At 71.0% G+C, this 22,771-nt stretch carries 16 protein-coding genes; 11 read left to right on the top strand and 5 right to left on the bottom strand.

Annotated features, from left to right (window positions below):
• Positions 1-29: 29 nt before the first annotated feature.
• From AB0F15_RS32505 to AB0F15_RS32475, 7 genes are all read left to right on the top strand, one after another.
• The gene (locus tag AB0F15_RS32505; RefSeq protein WP_360278752.1) at positions 30-2,048 is read left to right on the top strand and encodes a cytochrome c oxidase assembly protein; all 2,019 of its coding nucleotides are present in this window, start codon (positions 30-32) and stop codon (positions 2,046-2,048) included.
• A 138-nt stretch (positions 2,049-2,186) separates the two neighbouring features.
• Positions 2,187-3,863, top strand: coding sequence for an energy-dependent translational throttle protein EttA (ettA, locus tag AB0F15_RS32500; RefSeq protein WP_360278750.1), 1,677 nt, complete (start codon positions 2,187-2,189; stop codon positions 3,861-3,863).
• A 97-nt stretch (positions 3,864-3,960) separates the two neighbouring features.
• Positions 3,961-6,573: a hypothetical protein gene (locus AB0F15_RS32495; RefSeq protein WP_360278747.1), complete on the top strand. Its 2,613-nt coding sequence runs from the start codon at positions 3,961-3,963 to the stop codon at positions 6,571-6,573.
• 445 nt (positions 6,574-7,018) lie between these two features.
• Positions 7,019-12,016, top strand: a complete 4,998-nt coding sequence (locus tag AB0F15_RS32490) for an NAD-glutamate dehydrogenase (protein ID WP_360278745.1) — start codon at positions 7,019-7,021, stop codon at positions 12,014-12,016.
• Positions 12,013-12,432 (top strand): thioesterase family protein, encoded by a 420-nt coding sequence (locus tag AB0F15_RS32485; RefSeq protein ID WP_360278742.1) that lies wholly within the window; start codon positions 12,013-12,015, stop codon positions 12,430-12,432. Before AB0F15_RS32490 ends, AB0F15_RS32485 begins: the two co-directional genes overlap by 4 nt.
• On the top strand, positions 12,425-13,060 hold the full coding sequence (locus AB0F15_RS32480) for a hypothetical protein (protein ID WP_360278739.1): 636 nt from the start codon (positions 12,425-12,427) through the stop codon (positions 13,058-13,060). The genes AB0F15_RS32485 and AB0F15_RS32480 overlap by 8 nt, the downstream gene beginning before the upstream one ends.
• Before the next feature lie 84 nt (positions 13,061-13,144).
• Positions 13,145-13,399: a hypothetical protein gene (locus AB0F15_RS32475; RefSeq protein WP_360278736.1), complete on the top strand. Its 255-nt coding sequence runs from the start codon at positions 13,145-13,147 to the stop codon at positions 13,397-13,399.
• Here the strand turns inward: AB0F15_RS32475 and AB0F15_RS32470 are convergent.
• The 3 genes from AB0F15_RS32470 to AB0F15_RS32460 form a co-directional block, all read right to left on the bottom strand.
• Positions 13,396-14,946, bottom strand: a complete 1,551-nt coding sequence (locus tag AB0F15_RS32470) for a glycoside hydrolase family 13 protein (protein WP_360278733.1) — start codon at positions 14,944-14,946, stop codon at positions 13,396-13,398. The genes AB0F15_RS32475 and AB0F15_RS32470 overlap by 4 nt on opposite strands.
• The gene (locus tag AB0F15_RS32465) at positions 14,946-15,347 is read right to left on the bottom strand and encodes a globin (RefSeq protein WP_360278799.1); all 402 of its coding nucleotides are present in this window, start codon (positions 15,345-15,347) and stop codon (positions 14,946-14,948) included. The genes AB0F15_RS32470 and AB0F15_RS32465 overlap by 1 nt, the downstream gene beginning before the upstream one ends.
• A gap of 90 nt (positions 15,348-15,437) precedes the next feature.
• Positions 15,438-16,388 carry a mechanosensitive ion channel family protein gene (locus tag AB0F15_RS32460; RefSeq protein WP_360278796.1) on the bottom strand — a complete coding sequence of 317 codons (951 nt, stop codon included), beginning with the start codon at positions 16,386-16,388 and terminating at the stop codon, positions 15,438-15,440.
• Positions 16,389-16,782: 394 nt separating this feature from the next.
• Between AB0F15_RS32460 and AB0F15_RS32455 the strand changes: the two genes are divergently transcribed.
• The gene (locus tag AB0F15_RS32455) at positions 16,783-17,280 is read left to right on the top strand and encodes an HNH endonuclease (RefSeq protein ID WP_093951418.1); all 498 of its coding nucleotides are present in this window, start codon (positions 16,783-16,785) and stop codon (positions 17,278-17,280) included.
• Between the two features lie 136 nt (positions 17,281-17,416).
• Here the strand turns inward: AB0F15_RS32455 and AB0F15_RS32450 are convergent, their stop codons facing one another.
• On the bottom strand, positions 17,417-17,788 hold the full coding sequence (locus AB0F15_RS32450) for a hypothetical protein (protein ID WP_360278729.1): 372 nt from the start codon (positions 17,786-17,788) through the stop codon (positions 17,417-17,419).
• 300 nt (positions 17,789-18,088) lie between these two features.
• On the opposite strand from AB0F15_RS32450, the gene AB0F15_RS32445 reads away from it, so the two are divergent.
• The 3 genes from AB0F15_RS32445 to AB0F15_RS32435 all read left to right on the top strand — a co-directional run bounded on the left by AB0F15_RS32445 (position 18,089) and on the right by AB0F15_RS32435 (position 20,027).
• A complete protein-coding gene (locus AB0F15_RS32445; RefSeq protein ID WP_360278726.1) occupies positions 18,089-18,343 on the top strand; it encodes a hypothetical protein in 255 nt (84 codons plus the stop codon).
• The gene (locus AB0F15_RS32440) at positions 18,330-18,818 is read left to right on the top strand and encodes a DUF5130 family protein (protein WP_360278723.1); all 489 of its coding nucleotides are present in this window, start codon (positions 18,330-18,332) and stop codon (positions 18,816-18,818) included. The genes AB0F15_RS32445 and AB0F15_RS32440 overlap by 14 nt, the downstream gene beginning before the upstream one ends.
• Positions 18,819-19,142: 324 nt before the next feature.
• Positions 19,143-20,027 carry a hypothetical protein gene (locus tag AB0F15_RS32435; protein WP_360278720.1) on the top strand — a complete coding sequence of 295 codons (885 nt, stop codon included), beginning with the start codon at positions 19,143-19,145 and terminating at the stop codon, positions 20,025-20,027.
• A 69-nt stretch (positions 20,028-20,096) separates the two neighbouring features.
• Here AB0F15_RS32435 and pepN read toward each other — a convergent pair whose 3' ends face one another.
• On the bottom strand, positions 20,097-22,661 hold the full coding sequence (gene pepN / locus AB0F15_RS32430) for an aminopeptidase N (RefSeq protein WP_360278718.1): 2,565 nt from the start codon (positions 22,659-22,661) through the stop codon (positions 20,097-20,099).
• Positions 22,662-22,771 lie beyond the last annotated feature (110 nt).

Below are 22,771 nucleotides of genomic sequence, written 5' to 3'. Positions count from 1 at the left end.
CTGACCGGGGCGGGCATACCCTCTGGGGCGTGTCCAGCGAGCCCGTGACGAAGCCCGACGTACCGACGCAGCGCCGGGCCAGTGTGCTGCCCCTGGTCTCGGTGGGGGTCCTGCTGGCCGCCGTGATCGCGATCGGCCTGATCGCGCTCACCGGCGGGGCCGGGTACGCCATCGCCGGCCTGCCCGACCCCGGGCTGGTCACCAAGTACGGCATCACCGTCATGCGCGTGCTGTCCGAATCCGCCTCGGTGATCTGCGTCGGCTCGCTGCTGCTCGCCGCCTTCCTGGTGCCGCCGCAGAAGTCCGGGACGCTCGGGCCCGAGGGCTACGGCGCCCTGCGCGCGGCCGGGATCGCCGCCTGGGTGTGGTTCGCCGCGGCGCTGCTTTCGGTCGCCTTCACCGCCGCCGACACCGCCGGGAAGCCGTTCGGCGACGTCCTGGACCCGCAGACGCTGCTGGACCTGGTCGGCGCCATCGAACAGCCGAAGGCCTGGCTGTGGACGGCGTGGATCGCGATCTTCGTCGCGCTCGGCTGCCGGCTCGCGCTGTCCTGGGGCTGGACGGCGGTGCTGTTCTTCCTGGCCGTCGGCGGACTGATCCCGGTCGCGGTCACCGGGCACTCCGCCAGCGGCGGCTCGCACGACGTCGCCACCAACAGCCTGCTGTTCCACCTGGTCGCCGCGTCGCTGTGGGTCGGCGGCCTGGTCGCGCTGCTGGCGCTGGGGTACCGGCGCGGGAACCACCTGAGCCTGGCCGCGCAGCGGTTTTCGAAGCTGGCCCTGGTCTGCTGGATCGTGATGGCGCTCTCCGGTGCGGTGAACGCGCTGGTCCGGATCGGCCTGAACGACCTGTTCACCACCGACTACGGCCTGCTCGTCGTGGCCAAGACGGTTGCGCTGCTGCTGCTCGGGGTGTTCGGCCAGCAGCAGCGGCAGAAGGGCGTCGCCGACCTCGTCGACGGCAGGGGCGGCAGGCAGCTGCTGCGCCTGGCCGCGGTCGAGATCCTGATCATGTTCGTCACGATCGGCATCGCCTCCGGGCTGGCGAGGACACCGCCACCGGCGGACGCGATCACCCAGCCGTCCACCACCGAGCTGCTGATCGGCTACAACCTCGACGGCGCGCCGACGGTGTGGCGGCTGCTCTTCGACACCCGCTTCGACCTGGTCTACGGCACGCTCGCGCTCGTACTCGGCGGCCTGTACCTCGCCGGCGTCCGGCGGCTGCTGCGCCGGGGCGACACCTGGCCGGTGGGCCGCACCGTCGCCTGGATCATCGGCTGCGTGGTGCTGCTGATCGCCACGTCGTCGGGGGTCGGCCGGTACGCGCCCGCGATGTTCAGCGTGCACATGGGCAACCACATGCTGCTGTCGATGGTGGCGCCGGTGCTGTTCGTGCTCGGCGGGCCGGTGACGCTCGCGCTGCGCGCCCTGCCTGCCGCGGGCAAGGACGCCCCACCCGGGCCGCGCGAGTGGCTGGTCGCCTTCGTGCACTCCCCGGTGTCGCGGTTCCTCACCCACCCGGTGGTCGCGCTGCTGCTGTTCGTCGGCTCGTTCTACGCGCTGTACTTTTCCGGCCTGTTCGACAGCGCCCTGAACTACCACTGGGCCCACCTGGTGATGAACGGCCACTTCCTGCTCGCCGGGTACGTCTTCTACTGGCCGGTGATCGGCGTCGACCCGGCGCCGCGGCGGATCCCGTACCTCGGCAGGCTCGGGATGATGTTCGCCGCGATGCCGTTCCACGCGTTCTTCGGCGTGATCCTGATGAGCAAGCAGACGGTGATCGGGCAGGCCTTCTACAGCCAGCTGCGCCTGCCGTGGGTCACCGACCTGCTCGCCGACCAGCGGCTCGGCGGCGGCATCGCCTGGGCCGCCGGCGAGGTCCCGGTGCTGCTGGTGCTGATCGCGCTGCTGGTGCAGTGGTCGCGTCAGGACGAGCGCGAGGCGAAGCGGCGTGACCGGCGCGAAGCGGTGACGGGCGACGAGGAGCTGAACGCCTACAACGCGATGCTGAAGAACCTCGCCGACGGCAAGCGCGCCGACTGAGTCTCGACTTCCGGTCGAGGCTCGGCCATGGCGTCCGATGCCCGGAAAACGGCCATTCCAGTGATCCTGGGCTGACATTCGGTAGTGCGACGGTGACCGGCGTCGAGTCGCGATCAGGTGCGCTCTACGATCGTGGGTATGGCCGAGTTCATCTACACCATGAAGAAGGTGCGCAAGACCGTCGGGGACAAGGTCATCCTCGACGACGTCAGCACCGCGTTCTACCCCGGCGCCAAGATCGGCGTGGTGGGGCCGAACGGTGCCGGTAAGTCCACCGTTCTCAAGATCATGGCGGGGATCGAGCAGGCCAGCAACGGCGAAGCCTTCCTCCAGCCCGGTGCCTCCGTCGGCATCCTCATGCAGGAGCCGGAGCTCAACGAGGAGAAGACGGTCCGGCAGAACGTCGAGGAGGGCCTCGGCGAGATCAAGACCAAGCTCGATCGCTACAACGAGATCGCCGAGCTGATGGCGACCGACTACAGCGACGCGCTGATGGAGGAGATGGGCCAGCTCCAGGAGGAGCTGGACCACGCCGACGCCTGGGAGCTCGACTCGACCGTCGAGCAGGCGATGGACGCGCTGCGCTGCCCGCCGCCGGACGAAGGCGTCTCCCACCTCTCCGGTGGTGAGCGCCGCCGGGTCGCGCTGTGCAAGCTGCTGCTGTCGGCGCCGGACCTGCTGCTGCTCGACGAGCCCACCAACCACTTGGACGCCGAAAGTGTCCTGTGGCTGGAACAGTTCCTCTCCCGCTACGCCGGCGCCGTCCTCGCCGTCACCCACGACCGGTACTTCCTGGACAACGTGGCCGAGTGGATCATGGAGATCGACCGCGGCCGCGTCGTCGGCTACGAGGGCAACTACTCGACGTACCTGGAGAAGAAGCGCGAGCGCCTCGAGGTCCAGGGCAAGAAGGACCAGAAGCTCGCGAAGCGCCTGAAGACCGAGCTCGAATGGGTGCGGTCCAACGCCAAGGCGCGCCAGACGAAGTCCCGTTCGCGGCTGGACCGCTACGAGGAGATGGCGGCGGAGGCGGACAAGCACCGCAAGCTCGACTTCGAAGAGATCCAGATCCCGCCGGGCCCGCGGCTGGGCAGCGTCGTGGTCGAGGTCGACAAGCTCAAGAAGGGCTTCGACGACCGCGTCCTCATCGAGGGCCTGTCGTTCGACCTGCCGCGCAACGGCATCGTCGGCGTGATCGGCCCGAACGGCGTCGGCAAGACCACGCTGTTCAAGACGATCGTCGGGCTCGAGGAGCCGGACGACGGCATCGTCAAGATCGGCGAGACGGTCAAGCTGTCCTATGTGGACCAGAACCGGGGCGGGATCGACCCGAAGAAGACCGTCTGGCAGGTCGTTTCCGACGAGCTGGACTACATCCACGTCGGGCAGACCGAAATGCCGTCGCGGGCGTACGTCAGCGCGTTCGGCTTCAAGGGCCCGGACCAGCAGAAGCCGGCGGGGGTGCTCTCCGGCGGTGAGCGCAACCGGCTCAACCTGGCGCTGACGCTCAAGCAGGGCGGGAACCTGATCCTGCTCGACGAGCCGACCAACGACCTGGACGTCGAGACGCTGGGTTCGCTGGAGAACGCGCTGGAGCAGTTCCCCGGCTGCGCCGTCGTGATTTCCCACGACCGGTGGTTCCTCGACCGGGTCGCGACGCACATCCTGGCTTGGGAAGGCACCGACGAGAACCCCGCGCAGTGGTTCTGGTTCGAGGGCAACTTCGAAGGGTACGAGAAGAACAAGGTCGAGCGGATGGGTGCCGAAGCGGCTCGCCCGCACCGTGTCACCCACCGCAAGCTGACCCGCGACTGAGGGGGCGGGTTTCCCCGTGGAAGCCAGCAAGCAGCACCGGACGGGCCCGCACACGCGGCCGACTGCCGCCTCCGCCGGAGGCCGCACGTCGGCGGGCGTGGAGAGCGGGCGTTCCGTCAATGCCGGGGGAACCCTCTCCGCAGTCGGACGGCTCATCGAGCGGGCGGACGCGCTGCACCTGCGCGCGCCCGAGCTCGCCTTGGTGCTCGGCGAGCGCGCGGCCGCGCTGTCCGAGGCCGCCGGAGCCGACGAGCAATGGATCCGGGCCGAAAGCCTGGTCGTGTCCGCGCGCGTCCGCCTCGGCGAGCGGCCGGGCACGGTCGGGCGCGCGGTGGCGGCGCTGCGTGCGGCCGAGCACGCGGGCTACGGCGACATCGCGGCGCGGCTGCGCATCGACCTCGCCGTGTGCGCTCGCAGCCTGGGCGTGCCGCTGACCGGTCTCGCCGCGTTGCGGCCGGTGCTCACCGACCCCGTCGTGTCGCCGGTGCACCGCGCCGCCGCGCTGTGTCACCTGGTCGGCTGCCTGGGGCAGCTCGGGCGCAAGTCGGAGCTCGACCGGGTGCTCGTCGAGGCGGACAAGCTCGTCGTCGGCGACGGCTCGCTGGGTGCCGACACCCAGCTGCTGGTGCGGGCGCTGCTGCGCGTCGGCACGGCGGCGCACCGGCGCCGCCACGGCGACCTCACCGCGGCGGCCGACGCCGCCCGGACCGGGCTCGGCTTCCTGGAGAAGCTCGACAACCCGGCCGACGACGGCGGCCTCGTCCGGATCCGGCTCGTGCTGCTGCTGGTGAGCACGCTGCTCGACCGTGGCGACGCGGAAATGGCGTACGAGATCGCCGAGCCGGTGCTGGCCGAGCCCGTGCGGGCGGCCGGCGTCGCACCGATGGGCTGGCTGCGGCTGGCCGTGGCGACGCGCATCCACCTGCCGACGGGGTCCGGCGAAGCGGCGATCGAGCTGGTCCGCGAAGCCGTGGCGAGCACCGACCGGCACGGGCTGCCGTCGATCACCGCGAGGCTGTGGCTCGAGCTGGCGCAGCTGCAGGAACGGTTCGGGCAGGCCGAGGAGGCCATCGCTTGCCTGTACCGCTCGCGCGCGGCCGAGCAGCTGCACACCCGCGCCCGGCGCCAGGCGTGCAGTGTGCTGGCCGGTGAGTTCGGCACCGGGGAACCGGCTTCGGTCGACCTGGACGAGGTGCTGAAGGCGGTGCCGTCGCGGCCGGTCCCGGTCATCGCGGCCGCGCCGGTTTCGCAGCCTGCTCCCGAACCGGCTCCACGGACCCCGGCGTGGTCGTTCGGCAGCCGGGACGAGACGCCGACGCGCCCCGAACCGGCGCCCGCGTGGTCGTTCGAACGGCCGCGCGTGACGGCCGACGCGGCCGAGACGGCGCTGATGCCGGCGGTCCGCGACGAACCCGCGCCGCCGCCGGGCCGGAGGCCGGAGCCACGGGTGCGCCCGGAGCCGGTCGCGGCGAAGCGGCGCCCTGGGCCACCGCCGGCCCGGCCGGAACCGATCGAGGTGCGGTCGGCGGCCGAGCGTGGGCGGGAGCCGCAGTTGCGGTCTGAGGCCGTGGAGGTGCGGTCTGGGCGTGAGCCGGAGTTCCGCGCTGAGACGGCCGGAACACGGTCTGGGCGTGAGTCGCAGTTCCGGCCTGAGACGGTTGAGAGCCGGTCGGCGCGGGAGCCGGAGTTCTGCGCTGAGGCCGCCGAGAGCCGGTCGGCGCGTGAGTCGCAGTTGCGGTCCGAGGCCGCCGAGACACGGTCCGTCCGGCAGCCGGAGCAGCGATCCGAGCCGATCGAAGCGCGGTCGGCTCGGAACGTCGAGGACCGAGCCGAGCCTGCCGGCACCCAGCCCGCGCGTGAGCCGGAGTTCCGGTCCGAGGCCGCCGACACACGGTCCGCGCGGGAGCGTGGCCGCCAAGCGGAGCAGCGACCCGAGCCCGTCGAGGCCCAGTCCGCGCGGGAGCCCGCCGGGACGTCGCCCGAACGCCATCCCGAAGCGAGCGCCGACAGCGGGAAGACCAAGTTCTCGTGGGCCGCGCTGGCCGAAGCTCGGTTGCGGGAGACCGCTGCCGAGCGAGCGTCGGCGCCCACGCGCGTCACGCCGGCGCTGCCGCTCGCACCCGAGCCCGCCGCCGAACGGGAGCAGTGGGAGCCGGAGAAGCGCCGGCCGGAGCCGCAGCCGTCGACGCGCCACGACGCCGAACACGGCTCGGTGGCCGCGCGGTCGGTGCTCGACCGCCTGGGCATCTCGGGTTCCGGAGGAGCCGGGGGCCGCCGCCGGGCGGAGGACGCCGAAAGCCCGCGCGCCGAGGAAGCGCCCCGGCCCGAACCGGAGCTCGCCCCGCCGCCGCGGCCGGAGGACGAGCCGCCGTCGGTGCCCGACTACCGCGACGAAGCCGAGCCCTGGCTGCCGCGGCTGCGGATGCCCCCGACGCTGGAGCCGATGGAGGACTTCGGCCACTGGACACCGGCGACGGCACCGTTCCCGGAGAGCTACGCGCGCGCCATCGCGGAGGACGAGCCGCCACCGGACGCCGGGCTCGCCGACCTGCTCGCCCGCGCCCTCGCCGAACACCAGGCGGGCACGGCCAGCGCGGCCGCGCTGGTCAAGCAGCTCGGATCGCAGGACACGGGCCACCGCAACGGTCACGGCCGCAACGGTCACGGCGCCGAGGTCCCGGACTCCCGCCGTCACGGCTCGCGCGACTGAACCCGCCATGACCGGCGCGCCCGGGAGCGGCGGCAGGGCGTGACCTCAGCCCGGCCGGTCCGGCTCCCAGTCGGTGAGACCGCGTGTTTCGTCGCCGACTCGTCGTGGACACGCCGCAGTGGGCTCGGTCGCACTTCGGGGGTCGCCGACCGGCCGACAGCGCTCGCCGAGCGGTGTGCCCCTCCGTCGGCTGAACCGATCACGTTGGCCCGTCCGCCCGCACCACCCGTGCCGGACGGCTGGTCAGGGCCGCACGGACCCCCGGAACACAACCCGTCAGTAGCTTGACCGATCACGCGAATTCGCTGTCCCGGAAGGGTTTCCGCGCCTCGGGGAACCTCAGGGTCTTCATGTGATCCCCCGCCGCGGCGCATTAGTGTGGGGTGGCCGGCTCAACGCCGAACCGGCGCGGTGCCACCTCACGCAAACTGGAGAGTTGCCTCAAATGAGCTCGACCGGAGTCTCGTCCCTACCCGGAACCGGAGCCGACGCCGAACCCGAATTCGGCCCGCGCTCCCCGGCCAGCCCGGAGCAGATCAGGGACGACCTGATCGACTCCGCCGCCGGGCTGGCGCCGGAGATCGGTGAGCTCATCCGGCTCTACTACCGGCACATCCCGCCCGAGGAAATCGTCGGCGACGAAGCGGTGAACCTCGTCGGCGCGGTCCGGTCGCACCTGCAGCTGGCCAAGCACCGGATGCCCGGCCGCCCGGCCGTGCGGCTGCTGAACCCCACCGTCGCCGAAGACGGCTGGGCCCGCGAAGCCACCGTCGTGCAGGTCGTCACCGACGACATGCCGTACCTGGTCGACTCGATCGCCGCGGAGTTCGCCCGCGACGGCGTCCAGGTGCAGCGGATTGTTCACCCGATCGTGGTGGTCAGCCGCGACCTCACCGGTGAGCTGCTGGAAGTCCATCCCGAAGCGGACCCGGCCGAGCCGCCCGCGAACGCGGCTGCCGAGTCGTGGATGTACATCGAGATCGACTTCGTCACCGACCGCAACCGCGCCCGCGAGCTCGACAACCGGCTCTCCAGCGTGCTGGGCGACGTCCGTGAGGTCGTCGAGGACGCCGACAAGATGGCCCAGACGGCCTGCCAGCTGGCGAGCGAGCTGGAGACCGACCCGCCGCGGCTGCCCCGGGAAGAGGTGGCCGAGGGGGCCCGGCTGCTGCGCTGGCTGGCCGACGGCCACTTCACCTTCCTCGGTTACCGCCGCTACGAACTGATCGACAGCCCGGACACCGACGAACCGGCCCTGCGCGCCGTCCTGGCCTCCGGCCTCGGCGTGCTGCGCCAGGACAGCCTCGCCGCCCGCGGCCTCACCGCGGGTCCGGACACCGCCGCCACCGCGCTCGCGCCGACGCTGCTGGTGCTGACCCAGGCGAGTGCGCCCTCGACCGTCCACCGCCCGGTCTACCCGTACTACGTCGGCGTGAAGACCTTCGACGCCGAAGGCACCGTCACCGGCGAGCACCGCTTCCTCGGCATGTTCACCACCACCGCGCTGCACGAGAACGTCCTCGACATCCCGGTGGTGTGCAAGCGGGTTCGCGAGGTCATCCACCGCGCCGGCTTCCCGATCGAGTCGTTCTCCGGCCAGCGGATGCTCGAAATCCTGCAGAACTGGCCGCGCGCCGACCTGTTCTCCGCCGACACCGACTCCCTGTACTCGACGACGACCGGCGCGATCACGCTCTCGGACCGCCGCCGGCTGCGGTTGTTCCTGCGCCGCGACCCGTACGGCCGCTTCTACTCCTGCCTCGTCTACCTCCCGCGCGACCGCTACACGACGCGTTCGCGGCTGGCGATGCAGGAGGTCCTGCTCGAAGAGCTCGAAGGCACCCAGCTCGAATACAGCGCGCGGATCGGCGAGACCGTCCTGGCGCAGGTGCACTTCGTGGTGCACACCGATCCGGCGCGCCGGATCGAGCCGGACACGCTCGAGATCCAGGACCGGCTGAACGACGCCGTCCGCACCTGGGACGACCGGATGGTCGAGGCGGTCCTCGACGAACGCCGTGAGCGCGCCGACGGCGGCGTCGCCGTCGGGATCGTCGGCGAGGAGTCGGCCACCGAGCAGGGCCAGCGCTTCGCGAGCACCTTCCCGGAGGGCTACAAGGAGGACTTCAGTGCCGAAGAAGCGCTCGCCGACCTCCGCGCGCTCGACTCGCTGACCGACGAAGGCGATCTCGCGCTGTCGTTCTACCAGCCGGGCGACGCCGGGCCGGGGGAGCGGCGCTTCAAGCTCTACCTGCGCGGCGAGGGCGTCACGCTCTCGAAGGTGCTCCCGGTGCTGCAGGCGATGGGCGTCGAGGTGGTCGACGAGCGGCCGTACGAGCTGCACCGCGAAGACGGCGGCCCGTGCTGGATCTACGACTTCGGCCTGCGCGTCGACCGGAAGATGCTCGACGAGTCGGACGGCGACGCCGTCGCCGAGCTGCGCGGCCGGTTCCAGGACGCCTTCCAGGCCGCCTGGCGGGGCGATGCCGAGGTCGACGGCCTCAACGGCCTCGTCCTGCGCGGCGGCCTCACCTGGCGCCAGGCCGCCGTGCTGCGCGCGTACTCGCGCTACCTGCGTCAGGCCGGCAGCGCGTTCTCCCAGGACTACATCCAGAACACGCTCCTGGACCACACCCCGATCGCCACCAAGCTCCTGCGGCTGTTCGAGGCCCGGTTCGACCCGCAGTCGTCCGACGCCGACCGCGAGTCCGTGACCGAAGCGCTGACCGCCGAGCTGAACGCGATGATCGACGAGGTCACCAGCCTCGACGAGGACCGGATCCTGCGCCGGCTGATGGCCGTCATCCGGGCCACACGGCGGACGAACTACCACGTCACCGGCACCGACGGGAAGCTGCGGCCGTACCTGGCGATCAAGCTGGACCCGGCCGGCGTGCCCGACCTGCCCGAGCCGCGGCCGAAGTTCGAGATCTTCGTGTACTCGCCGCGCGTCGAAGGCGTGCACCTGCGCTTCGGCGAGGTCGCGCGCGGTGGCCTGCGCTGGTCGGACCGCCGCGAAGACTTCCGCACGGAGATCCTCGGCCTGGTCAAGGCGCAGGCGGTGAAGAACGCGGTCATCGTGCCGGTCGGCGCGAAGGGCGGCTTCGTCGTGAAGCGCCCGCCGGCCTCGAGCGGCGACGCGAGCATCGACCGCGACGCCCAGCTCACCGAGGGCATCGCCTGCTACCGGATGTTCATCTCCGGTCTGCTCGACCTGACCGACAACCGCATCGAGGGCAAGACCGTGCCCGCGCCGGGTGTCGTCCGGCACGACGCCGACGACTCCTACCTGGTGGTCGCCGCCGACAAGGGCACCGCGAAGTTCTCCGACATCGCGAACGAAGTCTCGGCGCAGTACGGCTTCTGGCTGGGCGACGCCTTCGCGTCCGGTGGCTCGGTCGGCTACGACCACAAGGCCATGGGCATCACGGCGAAGGGCGCCTGGGAGAGCGTCAAGCGCCACTTCCGCGAGCTGGGCAAGGACACCCAGACCGAGGACTTCACCGTGGTCGGCATCGGCGACATGATGGGTGACGTCTTCGGCAACGGCATGCTGCTGTCCGAGCACATCCGCCTGGTCGCGGCGTTCAACCACATGCACGTCTTCCTCGACCCCAACCCGGACGCGGCAGCGTCATACGCCGAGCGGCGCCGGCTGTTCGACCTGCCGCGCAGCTCGTGGGACGACTACGACCGCTCGCTGATCAGCGAAGGCGGCGGGATCTACCCGCGTACGGCGAAGTCGATCCCGATCAGCCCGCAGGTCCGCACGGCGCTGGGCCTCGAGGAGGGCGTCACCGCGCTGGCGCCGATGGACCTGATCCAGGCGATCCTGCTGGCCCCGGTCGAGCTGCTGTGGAACGGCGGCATCGGCACCTACGTCAAGGCGGAGAGCGAAACCCACGCCGCTGCCGGCGACAAGGCCAACGACGCCATCCGCGTCGACGGCAGGCAGTTGCGCGTCCAGGTGTTCGGCGAAGGCGGGAACCTGGGCCTCACCCAGCTCGGCCGGATCGAGTTCGCCCGCCGCGGCGGCCCGGACGGGGCCGGCGGCAAGATCAACACCGACGCGCTGGACAACTCGGCCGGGGTCGACTGCTCCGACCACGAGGTCAACATCAAGATCCTGCTCGACCACCTCGTCCAGACCGGCAAGCTGGAGCGCGAGCAGCGCAACGAGCTGCTGGAGGAGATGACCGACGAGGTCGGCGCGCTGGTGCTCAACGACAACTACCGGCAGAACGCCGTCCTCGGCGTCAGCCGGGCGCACGCCGCGCCGATGGTCTCGGTGCACGCGCGCCAGGTGCAGGCGCTGGTGTCCGCGGGCGCCTTCGACCGCAAGCTCGAAGCGCTGCCCGGCAACTCGGAGTTCCGCGAGCTGGAGAAGGCGGGCAAGGGCCTCACCTCGCCGGAACTGGCGACCCTGCTGGCCCACGTCAAGCTGGAGCTGAAGGACGAGCTGCTGGCCAGCGACCTGCCCGACTCGCAGGTGTTCGCCGGCCGGCTGCCCGACTACTTCCCGAAGCCGCTGCGCGAACGGTTCGCGGACGCGATCGGCGAGCACCCCCTGCGCCGTCAGATCATCACCACGATGATCGCCAACGAGGTGGTCGACGGCGGTGGCATCTCGTTCGTCTACCGGCTGATGGAGGAGATGAACGCGACCGCGACGGACGCGGTGCGCGCGTACGCCGTGGTGACGCGCGTGTTCGACCTCCCCGCCCTGTGGCAGGAGATCGACGCGCTCGACAACGTCGTGCACACCGAGGTCGCCGACGCGATGGTGCTGGAGACGCGGCGGCTGCTCGACCGGGCCGCGCGCTGGTTCCTCACCAACCGGCCGCAGCCGCTCGCGCCGCTGTCGGAGATCAAGCGCTTCGGCCGGGTGCTGAACGAACTGGTGCCGAAGATCGGCGACCTGCTTCGCGGCCGCGAAGCGGAGTCGGTGCAGGCGCACGCGGACGAGCTGATCGCCGCCGACGTGCCGGCCGGCCTGGCCCGCCGGGTGTCGCTGCTGCTGCACACCTACGGCCTGCTCGACGTCACCGACGTGGCCGAGCTCGCCGAGCAGCAGGTCGGGCTGGACGCCATGCACAGCCCGGCGGAGACGGCGGAGCTGTACTACGCGCTTTCGGCGCACCTGGACATCGATCAGATGCTCACCGAGATCAGCAAGCTCGAACGCGGCAACCGCTGGCACGCGCTCGCCCGGCTTTCGCTGCGCGACGACGTCTACAGTTCGCTGCGGGCGATCACCCTGGACGCCTTGCGGCACAGCGACCCCGGCTCGTCCGGGGACGCCAAGATCGCCCAGTGGGAGAAGACCAACGCCTCCCGCCTGCAGCGGACGCGCGTCGCGCTGGACGAGATCACCAAGTCCGGCCGGCTCGACCTGGCGATGCTGTCGGTGGCGGCCCGCCAGATCAGGAGCACGGTTCGGTGACCTACGTTGCGCACGTCCGCCCGCGCTGGACGGACATGGACGTCTACGGCCACATCAACCACGCGAAGCTGGTGACCCTGCTCGAAGAGGCGCGCATCCCGCTGCTGTTCGAGAACGCCGTCGCGGCCGGACTCGACCAGCTGCCGAAGGGCATCGTCGTGGTGCGGCTGGAAGTGGCCTACAAGGCGCCGATCGTGGTGACCGGGCAGGAGCTGCGGATCGACATCGACCTGACCGAGCTGCGCGCGGCGAGCTTCACGCTGGCCTACCGGGTCCACGGCGGCCCGGCGGCCTCGGACCCCGTGGCGGTGACGGCGGAGACGGTGCTGGCGCCGTACGACACGGTCGCACTGCGGCCGCGTAGGCTCAGCCCGGCCGAGTCGGAGTTTCTGAAGCAGGGGTTCGCGGATGCCTGAGTTGTTCGTGCCGGACGCGGCCGACCGGGAGACCCTCGGGGCGTTCGTCGCCCGCGCGGTCCGGCTGGACGGCCAGACGGCCGTCCGGCTGCGGCAGCGCGGCGACGGCGTGGTCGAGGCCTGGACGTCGACGCCGTTCGAGTGCCTGGCCACCCGCGCGGTGGCCGGTGACGTCACGCCCGGTGACGTCACGGTGTCCGGTAACGAGCTGCTCGCGGCGCTCACCGTGGCGGGCGGCCCCCGGATGGACCCGGGTCCGGCCCGCGACCTGCTGTGGCACGGAGAACTGCCGCCGTCCGGCCGCTGGCCGCTGATCGACGAGCTCCCGGCGCAGGTGGTGTCCGAGCTGGCGGACCGCGGTGTGACGCTGGCCAGGGACAACGCCGGCCCGCACGGCACGCCGCCGTCGTCGCTGATGGACCAGGCGGTGCTGACGGTGTCCGGCGGCTCGGTCGAGGTCAAGGTCCAGATGCGGTGCCTGTTCGCGATGTCCGGCATGGGGTTCGTGGACTCGGACGTCGAGGGTGACGTCGTCCGCGTGACGGCGACGGACTCGTGGCTGCGCCTGGACGCCCGCTACGGCGCCATCGTGCGGCGCCGGCACGCGCTGCTGCCGCTGCTCTTTTGACGGCGCTGCTCTTCTGACGGCGCTGTTCTGACGGAATGCTTACGGCGGCCACCGTTCCGCACCGGGCGGTGGCACGCTGGAGGCATGAGCCCGGACGAAGACCCCACCGCGGACTTCCTCGACGCCGTGCGCGCCGAGGAGACGCCGTGGCGCCAGGACCGTCCGGTGGGTGAGCGGGCGCCGGAGCGCGCCGAACGACCTGAGAGGTGGGGCCGCACGCGTGCGGCGGGCCGGGCGGCTGCCCAGGCGGCGCCCTACCTCCAGGCCGCGGCCCTGGTGGCGTGGCTGGCCAGCGGCGCCTTCGACGACGGTTCCGGTTCGGGCGACCAGTCCGGCTAGACCAGCCAGACGGCCGAATCCGCGGGCAGCTTCCCGTTCACCAGCGGACTGCTGGCGAGCAGCACCGCACCCGGCGGCAGCGCGATCGGGCTCGCCGACGTGTTCAGCGCGCACACCAGCCCGCCACCCTTGCGGCGGAACGCGAAACACCCCGCTGGCGCGCCGTACCACTCCAGTTCGTCGCCGCTGAACGCCGAGTGCGTCTTCCGGAGCTCGATCGCCTGCCGGTACAGCGACAGCGTCGAGCCGGCGTCTTCGATCTGCTTCTCCACCGTCAACCCGGCCCACTCGGCCGGCATCGGCAGCCACGTGCGCGGGTTCCGCGAAAAGCCGAACGGCGGCAGGTCGCCCTCCCACGGCAGCGGGACCCGGGAGACGTCCCGGCCGAACTCGGCGCCGCTCGTCTTCGCGCGCGGGTCGGCCATCTCCGAAGCCGGGATGTCCACGTTGGCCAGGCCCAGCTCTTCGCCGTTGTACAGGTAGACCGCACCGGGCAGCGCCAGCTCGACCAACGCCATCGCCCGCGCTCGGCGCACCCCGGCGGAACCGCCGCCGTAGCGGCTGACCTGCCGCCAGACGTCGTGGTTGCCGAGCGTCCACGTCGCCGGTGCCCCCGTGCGGGCCGGCACGGTCAGGGAGCGCTCGATGGCCGTGCGCATCGCGTCGGCGTCGAAGTGGGTCAGCACCAGCCGGAAGTTGAACGCCAGGTGCAGCTCATCGGACCGCAGGTAGCGGGAGAGCCGCTCCTCGTCGGTCACCCAGATCTCGCCGACGGCCATCGCGTCCGGGAACTCGTCGAGCACCTTGCGGATCATCTGGTGGATTTCGTGGACGCCGTCGTGGTCCCACCGCGGGTCGTAGTAGTGGCTGGGCCCCTGCGGGTCCGCGCGCGGGTCCATGTCCGGCAGGCCGGGCGGTTTGGCCATGCCGTGCGCGACGTCGATGCGGAAGCCGTCGACGCCCCGTTCGAGCCAGAACCGCAGGGTGCGTTCGAGGTCGGCGGCGACCTCCGGGTTGGTCCAGTTCAGGTCGGGCTGCTGCGGCGCGAACAGGTGCAGGTACCACTGGCCGTCCGGCACCCGGGTCCAGGCCGGGCCGCCGAACGCGCTGACCCAGTTGTTCGGCGGGTCTTCGCCGCGGGGGCCGACACCGTCGCGGAAGATGTAGCGGTCGCGTTCCGGGCTGCCCGGTGCGGCCGCCATCGCCGACTTGAACCAGGCGTGCTGGTTGCTGGTGTGGTTGGGCACCACGTCGACGGTGACTTTGATGTTCCGCTTGTGCGCCTCGGTGAGCAGCACGTCGAAGTCGCCGAGGGTGCCGAACATCGGGTCGACGTCGCGCGGGTCGGCGATGTCGTAGCCGTGGTCGGCCATCGGGGACCGGTAGAACGGCGTCAGCCACAGCGCGTCGACGCCCAGCAGCTCGAGGTAGCCGAGCCGGGAGTGGATGCCCTCCAGGTCCCCGACGCCGTCACCGTCCGAATCGGCGAACGAACGCACGTAGACCTGGTAGAAGACGGCGTCCTGCCACCAGGCGGCCGGTCTCATCAGACGAAGCTGTTCATCATGCTGTGCGCGGCCATCTCCAGATACGCCCAGAGCTGCCCGCGGTAGGGCTCCTCGAGGTTCTCTTCGTCGACGGCGATCCGGATGCAGCGCAGCCAGGCGTCGCGCTCGATCGGCCCGATCTTGAACGGCCCGTGCCGCATCCGCAGCCGCGGGTGCCCGCGCTGGTCGGAGTAGGTGTGCGGGCCGCCCCAGTACTGGATGAGGAAGAGCCGGAAGCGCTCCTCGGCCGGCCCGAGGTCCTCCTCGGGGTAGAGCGGGCGGAGGATCTCGTCGCGCGCGACCTCTTCGTAGAACCGCCCGACGATCCGGCGGAACGTCGGTTCGCCGCCGATCGCTTCGTAGAGGTTCGCCGGTTCGCTCACTGCAGACACGCCTTCCATTTTGCCCTGGGGGTGCGGGTTCCCCACGCCCGGTCCGCTCATGCCGGATGGTCGTGAACCCACTTCCCAGCGTAACGGCGTGGGCGGCGGCTACTTCCCGCCCGCCGGAGCCGAGGGCGGGAACAGCCGCCCGAGCGGCGGATCGAAGCCGGCTTCTTCCAGCGCCGCCAGCAGCTGGGCCCGGAGCGCGCGCTGCACGGCCCACTGCTTGCCCGGCCGCACCTTCACCGTCAGGCGCAGCTGGATGCCCTCCGCTGTGACGCTTTCCACACCCAGCACCTCGAACGGCTCGAGGATGTTGTCCTTCAGCGCGTCACCCTCCGTGGCCGCAGCGGCCGCGTCCGAGAGCACCGCCGTCGCGCGCTCGACGTCGGTCGTGTAGCCGAGCGGGACGTCGACGACCGCCACCGCGAAGCCCTGGCTCGAGTTGCCGACGCGCAGCACCTCGCCGTTGCGGACGTACCAGACCGTGCCCTTGACGTCACGCAGGGTGGTGATCCGCAGCCCGACGGACTCGACTGTGCCGGACGCCTCACCGACGTCCACGACGTCGCCGACGCCGTACTGGTCCTCGACCATCATGAAGATCCCGGACAGGAAGTCCTTGACCAGGTTCTGCGCGCCGAACCCGATCGCGACGCCGATGATGCCCGCCGACGCGATGATCGGACCCAGGTTGATGCCGAGTTCGCCCAGCACGAGGATGAACGCCAGGCCGTAGATGAGAAACGTCGCCATCGACTTCAGCACCGAGCCGATGGTCTGCGCGCGCTGCCGGCGCCGTTCGATGACGGCGGAGCCGAGCACCTCCGGGGCGCGCTCGCGCAGGGGGCGCAGCATCGACGGCAGCTTGCCGCCCGACTTCGGCAGGGTCGTGACGCGGTTGATCAGCCTTCTCAGGATCAGCCGGACCACGAACGCGATCACGATGATCATCAGGATCTTGACCGGCTTGGTGATTAGCCAGTTCGCCGAGCCCGCCAGCCACGCGTTGTTCGTGACGTCATACACCTGGGCGCAGAACGTGCTGGAGTCTTTCAGGCACGGCGGGTCGGCCGAGGGGAACAGGGAGAGCACGGCGGTTCGTTCATCCTTCCGATCGGGCCGATCAGCCCAACTTCGAGTGGATGTTGGGTCGCGCGGATGTGACACGTCTTGTAACACACGTGCGCTGGGGGGCTGTTCTGTGGTCGACTATGCCTACGCCCCTGGAGGTGGTCGAGTGCCAGACCGACAACCCAGCCCCCGCGGCGTCTCCGGCCAAGCCACGGCCGACGAGACGCCAGAGGTGGTTCTGCGTGCCTACCCGGGGGGTTCCGCATCCGGCGGAGCCGTCCCGGCCGGGCCGGGGACCCGCCCAGGGGGAGTGACCCGCCCGCCCGGACAGCGTAGTAGAGGCCGGGATCCGGCTGCCCCGGCCTGGGGCCGGCGCCGGGTGCTCCTGCTCAACGCCACCTTCGAGCCGCTGACCGCGTTGCCGTTGCGGCGCGCGGTCGTGCTCGTCATGTGCGGCAAGGCCGAAGTGGTCCACGGTGACCCCGGCGGGACCGAGCTGCATTCGGCGAAGGTGTCGCTGCCGGTGCCCTCCGTGATCCGCCTCAGCACCTATGTGCGGGTACCTTATCGCGCGAAGGTGCCGCTGACCCGGGCCGGGTTGATGCACCGCGACCGGTACCGCTGCGCCTACTGCGGAGGGCGGGCCGAGACGATCGACCACGTCGTCCCGCGCAGCCGGGGCGGGCCCCACAGCTGGACCAACTGCGTCGCCTGCTGCGCCAAGTGCAACCACCGCAAGGCGGACCGGTTGCTCTCGGAGATCGGCTGGCGGCTGCGCGTCGTCCCGCGGGCCCCGCACGGCCCGCACTGGCGGCTGCTCGCGCACTCCAAGGAGGCCGATCCGCTCTGGCGTCCGTATCTCGGCTCCGCGGCCTGAGCCGGGCGGTTGCGGGGCTGCGGCATCCCGGATGACCCACCCCGGACAAGCCGGCGCCCCGGCTGCCTTGCGGCGGCCGGGGCGAGCCGGGTGCTTGCGCCTGTTCAGGTAGTGCGCGCGGTCCTGGAGGAAAGGGTCAGGCGGCGAGAGCGAAGTCGCTCTGGCAGGTGACGCGAGTGCCCATGGTGACGCGCGTGCCGCGGGTGACCCGTGTGCCTCGCGTGACGCGGGTGCCGCACGTGACACGGGTGCCCGCCGTCACACGCGTGCCCATCGTGACGCGAGTGCCACGAGTGACGCGGGTCCCCCGCGTGACCCGCGTGCCCGCCGTCACCCGGGTGCCCATGGTGACGCGGGTTCCGGCCGTCACCCGTGTACCGCGAGTGACGCGTGTACCCCGCGTAACCCTTGTGCCCGCCGTCACACGCGTTCCTGGCACGAATTCGATGTCGCTCAGTGACGAGAGGGTCTCGGTGATCGCCTGTGCGGACGTGTCGACGCTGTTCATGGCAAGGCCTCCTGGGACCGGTGCGTTACCTGCTGGAGCTGGGGAGCGGGGCGCAAGGCCCGTACAGGTGAAAAAGCTACGAGGATTTCAAGGCTGCGACAAGACGACAGCGGCGGGTGCGGCCGCCTGTACGTTGAGTTGCAACCTTTCGGCCCGACGGTCTTCGCCCCAACGTTCCAGTGGCCACGAGCCAAGCGGCGGACGGCACTCGGCTTACGACGAACGGTCGAGTGCCGTCCGCGCGCGGTGGGAGCCGGTGGCAGTCGGTGTCTTCGGAGGTCATCCGATACGCTCAGCGCCGTGAACGTTGTCGAGACGATCGTGGTCTTCGCCGTGATCCCGCTGGCCATCTACGGCCTCGCCGGGCTGCTGACGCTCCGGCGCAGGTCCGGCGGTGCCCCGCGGCACCGGTCCGGCCAGGCCTGGGAATACCCGGCCATGTGGTGGAGCGCCAACCCCGAAGGGGCCGGCGCGGGACACCGGCACGCCGGTACCGAAAACAGCGCGCCCGAGGGCGCCCCGACCGCGGCGGGAGGCGCTCGTGGCAACTGGTGAGCTGACGAAGCGCGTCGACGAGTCCGAACTGGGCTACGGCGAGGCGCTGACGTCCAGCGGCCGCGTGTCGGCCGCGAAGATGTACGAGGCGGCCGCGCCGGCGGGGCCGTTCAACACCCGGCAGCTGGCCCGTCTCGACGAGGCGCTGACGTTCGCGAGCCGCGAGACCGGCCTGGACTTCAGCCTGTACCTCGGCGGGCTGGGCGAGGACAGCCGTCCGGCGGCGGAGAAGCTGCACGCGACGACGGCGGACCCGGCGAACTCGGTGCTGATCGCGGTCTCGCCCGGCGAGCGCAAGATCGAGATCGTCACGGGCCGGACGGCGCACCTGCGCCTGCCCGACCGCGGCGCCAAGCTGGCGGTGGCGAGCATGGTGGCGTCGTTCAAGGAAGGCGACCTGATCCGCGGACTGGTCAACGGCTTGGTGAACGCGCTGCGCATGCTGTCCGACCAGGCGGGCCCCGCGCCCCGCTGACCCGAGCCACGAAAGTGCCCCGCACCCGACCGGATGCGGGGCACTTTCGCGTTCAGTCCGGTCTCAAGCGCCCCAATGTGGCCTTGGGTGCGTTGAACGCACCGAAGGCCGCCTTGGGTGCGTTGAACGCACCGAAGGCCACATTGGGGCGCTGGGGCGGCGCGAACGGAGGATTTCGGCCGAAATGGACGCGAACGGGCCGTTCGTGCCCTCGTGTGCCCGCTTCTTGTCGGACCGGGTCGGCACTCTCGGGGCGTGTATCGAGGAACTTGGAGCAAACATCCACTCGTCGCCGGTCACCCGGACAACCCGGACGTCGTCCGAGTGTCCGAACTGGAAGAGATCGGCATGCCCAGAAGCAGTGTCTATCGAAGGTGCCTGCCCGGCGGCCCGTGGCGTCGGCTGCTGCCCGGAGTGATTCTGCTACATCCCGCGGAACCGACCGCCGAGCAACGGCTGAGAGCCGGGCTCCTGCGCGGTGGCCCCGGTGCCATGATCACCGGCCTTTGGGCACTGAAGCGCCACGGATTGCATCAGTTGCCGGAACCCGGCGACGTCCACCTGCTCATCCCTCACGAACGCGAAGTCACCAGCGCGGGTTTTGCCCTCGTAGAGCGAACCACCCGGCTGCCGGCTGCCTGGACGAAGGAGGGCTTGCCGGTCGCGCCCGCGGCCAGGGCCGTGCTGGACGGGGCTCGACGCATTCGCGACTTCGACGTCGTCCAGGCGATGCTCGCGGAGGCCGTTCAACGCCGAAGGTGTACTGCCGAGCAACTGGATCGTGAGCTGAGGCGAGGGAGTCAGCGCGGCTCCGCGATCCCCCGCCGAGCCCTGCAAGCGCTCCTGAAAGGTGCCGAGTCGGTTGCCGAGGCGGACGCGTGGGAGGTCTGGAAGCTGTCCGGCCTGTCCGCAGCGGACTGGAACGTCCCGGTTTTCGACCGCCACGGCAGCTTCATCGCGAAACCCGACGCCTGGTGTGAAGACGTAGCGTTCGCCTGGGAGATCGACTCTCGCGCATACCACGAAAGCGGCGACTTCTACGCGGCGACCTTGGCGCGCAATGCGCGCTATTCGGCTGCCGGGGTCGTCTGTCTGCAAACCTTGCCGAGCCGTCTCCGAACCGAGCCGGACAAGGTGATCATCGAACTCCGCGACGCGTATGCCACGGCGTGTGCCCGCCCGAGACCGCCGGTCACCTGCCGTCCCTGACGGTTCGACCGCCCCAAGGTGGCCTTGGGTGCGTTGAACGCACCGAAGGCCACCTTGGGGCGCTTGAGGTCAGGCCTGGGCGTCGAAGTCCCGCGCCGCCAGGGCGCGCACGATGCCCGCGCGCCCCTCCGACACCAGCCGGCGCAGCGCCTGCGGGTGGTCGCCCGCCAGCCACTCGTCGGACGCCGTCACCGTGTCCGGGGCCACCGCCCACGACGGGTACAGCCCGATCGCGATCGGCTGCGCGCGCTCGCTGGAGCGCCGCTGCCACACCTCGTCGATCACCTCGAAGTACGTGGCCACGTACGAGCCGAGCAGCGCCTTCTGACCCGGGTGCGAGAAGCCCGAGATGAGCGAGTCGCTGACCGCGTTCGGCAGCTCGTCGTCGTACACCGCGCGCTGCCACGCGTCGGCCTTGGCCTCGCCCGTCGGACGCAGCGCCCGGGCGCGTTCCGCCTGGCGGCGGCCGGTGGCGGTGTTGTCGCGGGCCAGCTCGGCGTCGATCTCCGCCTCGGCCGCCTTGCCGTGCGCGACCAGCGCGTGCAGCAGCCGCCAGCGCAGGTCCGTGTCCACCGTCAGGCCTTCGAGCGGGGCCGACCCGTCCAGCCAGCCGGCCAGCACGGCCGACGTGGCGTCGTCCAGCACCGACCCGGCCAGGGAGTTGACGAACGCCAGCTGGTGGTCGGAACCCGGCTCGGCGCCCCGGACCAGTTCCAGCAGCCGCCCGGTGAACGCCGGCCACCCCGTCGAGGCCGCCCAGTCCTGCTCGGCGTACGAGTTCAGCGCGGTCTGGGCCTGCAGCAGCAGCCGCTGGACGACACCGACCTCGCTCTCGGCGTGGATGCCCCGCTGCACCAGCGTGACGAAGTCACGGGCCTTCAGCTCGGCCTCGCGGGTCATCTCCCACGCCGCCGACCAGCAGAGCGTCCGCGGCAGCGGCTCGGTGATGTCGGCGATGCGGTCGATCAGCGTGGTCAGCGACACCGGGTCGAGCCGCATCGTGCAGTAGGTCAGGTCGTCGTCGTTGACCAGCACGAGCTTGCCCGCCGGCCGGCCGACCAGGTCCGGCACCTCGGTGCGCTCGCCGTCGACGTCGAGCTCGACGCGGTGCTTCCGGACGATCTTGCCGCCGTCCTCGTCGTAGACGCCGACGGCGACGCGGTGGGTGCGCAGCTCACCGGCGCCCGGCTTCGCGCCGGACTGCACGACGGCGAACGACGTGAACCTGCCGTCCGCGCCGATTTCGTAGCGCGGGCTCAGCGAGTTCAGCCCGGTGGTCTCCAGCCACTGCGCGCTCCACCACGACAGGTCGCGCCCGGACGCCTCCTCCAGCGCGCCCAGCAGGTCGGCCAGGGTCGCGTTGCCCCAGGCGTGCTTGCCGAAGTACACCTTCAGGCCGTCGAGGAAGTGGTCCAGCCCGACGTAGGCGACGAGCTGCTTGAGCACGCTCGCGCCCTTGGCGTAGGTGATGCCGTCGAAGTTGACCTCGACCGCGTGCAGGTCGACGATGTCGGCGGCGATCGGGTGCGTCGAGGGCAGCTGGTCCTGCCGGTAGGCCCACGACTTCTCGATGTTCGCGAAGCTGGTCCACGCGTTCTTGTACTCGGTGGCGTCGGCCTGGGCCAGGACGCTCGCGAAGGTCGCGAACGACTCGTTCAGCCACAGGTCGTCCCACCACCGCATGGTGACCAGGTCGCCGAACCACATGTGGGCCATCTCGTGCAGCAACGTTTCGGCGCGCCGCTCGTAGGCGTAGCGGGTGACGCGGCTGCGGAAGACGTAGTCCTCCAGGAACGTCACCGCGCCGGCGTTCTCCATCGCGCCCGCGTTGAACTCCGGCACGAACAGCTGGTCGTACTTGGAGAACGGGTAGGGCGTGCCGAACTTCTCGTGGTAGAAGCCGAAGCCCTGCTTGGTCTCGGTGAACAGCCGGTCGGCGTCCATGTGCTCGGCCAGCGACGCACGGCAGTAGATGCCGAGCGGGATGGTCTTGTGGTCGTCGGTGTACTCGTCGTGCCACTCGGCGTACGGGCCGGCGACGAGCGCGACGAGGTAGGTCGAGATCCGCTCGGACTCCTTGAAGACCGTCCGGACGGCGCCCTCCGGCGTCTCCTCGGCGGACTCGACGATGGCGTTGGAGACCACCTTCCAGTCCTTCGGCGCGACGACGGTGAGCCGGTAGACCGACTTCAGGTCGGGCTGGTCGAAGCAGGCGAACATCCGCTTCGCGTCCGCCGTCTCGAACTGGGTGTACAGGTAGACGCCGTCGTCGACCGGGTCGACGAACCGGTGCAGGCCCTCGCCGGTGTTCATGTACCGGCAGTCGGCGGTCACGGTGAGCTCGTTGGACCCGGCCAGGCCGGCGAGCGCGATGCCCTTGTCCTCGACGTACGCGCTGACGTCGACGTCCGCGCCGTTCAGGGTGGCCGAGTGCACGCGGTCGGCGACGATGTCGACCCACGTCGATTCGCCGGCCCGGGCACTGGAGAACCGGACGGTCGTCCTCGACGCGAAGGTCTTCTCCCCGGGACCGCCGTGGCCGTCGGTCAGATCGAGCTCGATGTCGTAACCGGTGACTTCGAGCAGATCCGCGCGCAGCTTGGCTTGGTCGCGGGTCAGGTTGGGGGCGGGCACAGGCACCTCTGGTCGTTGGTATCGGTTTTCAACTCCCCGCATCCAATCATGGGGACGGGGTGGCGGGCGACAAGGGAACAACCCCGCGTTTCCCGGCGTTGGCCCGCTCT

It is taken from the genome of Amycolatopsis sp. NPDC026612 (assembly GCF_040638285.1).
Taxonomy (GTDB): domain Bacteria; phylum Actinomycetota; class Actinomycetes; order Mycobacteriales; family Pseudonocardiaceae; genus Amycolatopsis.
This window is presented reverse-complemented; position numbering and strand designations above follow the sequence as displayed.

What these genes read in the sequence shown, in the direction of transcription:
- AB0F15_RS32470 (WP_360278733.1), bottom strand. Translation starts at nt 14,946, where the DNA reads ATGAGACCGGCCGCCTGGTGGCAGGACGCCGTCTTCTACCAGGTCTAC.
- AB0F15_RS32490 (WP_360278745.1), top strand. Translation starts at nt 7,019, where the DNA reads ATGAGCTCGACCGGAGTCTCGTCCCTACCCGGAACCGGAGCCGACGCC.
- AB0F15_RS32450 (WP_360278729.1), bottom strand. Translation starts at nt 17,788, where the DNA reads ATGAACAGCGTCGACACGTCCGCACAGGCGATCACCGAGACCCTCTCG.
- AB0F15_RS32475 (WP_360278736.1), top strand. Translation starts at nt 13,145, where the DNA reads ATGAGCCCGGACGAAGACCCCACCGCGGACTTCCTCGACGCCGTGCGC.
- AB0F15_RS32480 (WP_360278739.1), top strand. Translation starts at nt 12,425, where the DNA reads ATGCCTGAGTTGTTCGTGCCGGACGCGGCCGACCGGGAGACCCTCGGG.
- AB0F15_RS32465 (WP_360278799.1), bottom strand. Translation starts at nt 15,347, where the DNA reads ATGGAAGGCGTGTCTGCAGTGAGCGAACCGGCGAACCTCTACGAAGCG.
- ettA (WP_360278750.1), top strand. Translation starts at nt 2,187, where the DNA reads ATGGCCGAGTTCATCTACACCATGAAGAAGGTGCGCAAGACCGTCGGG.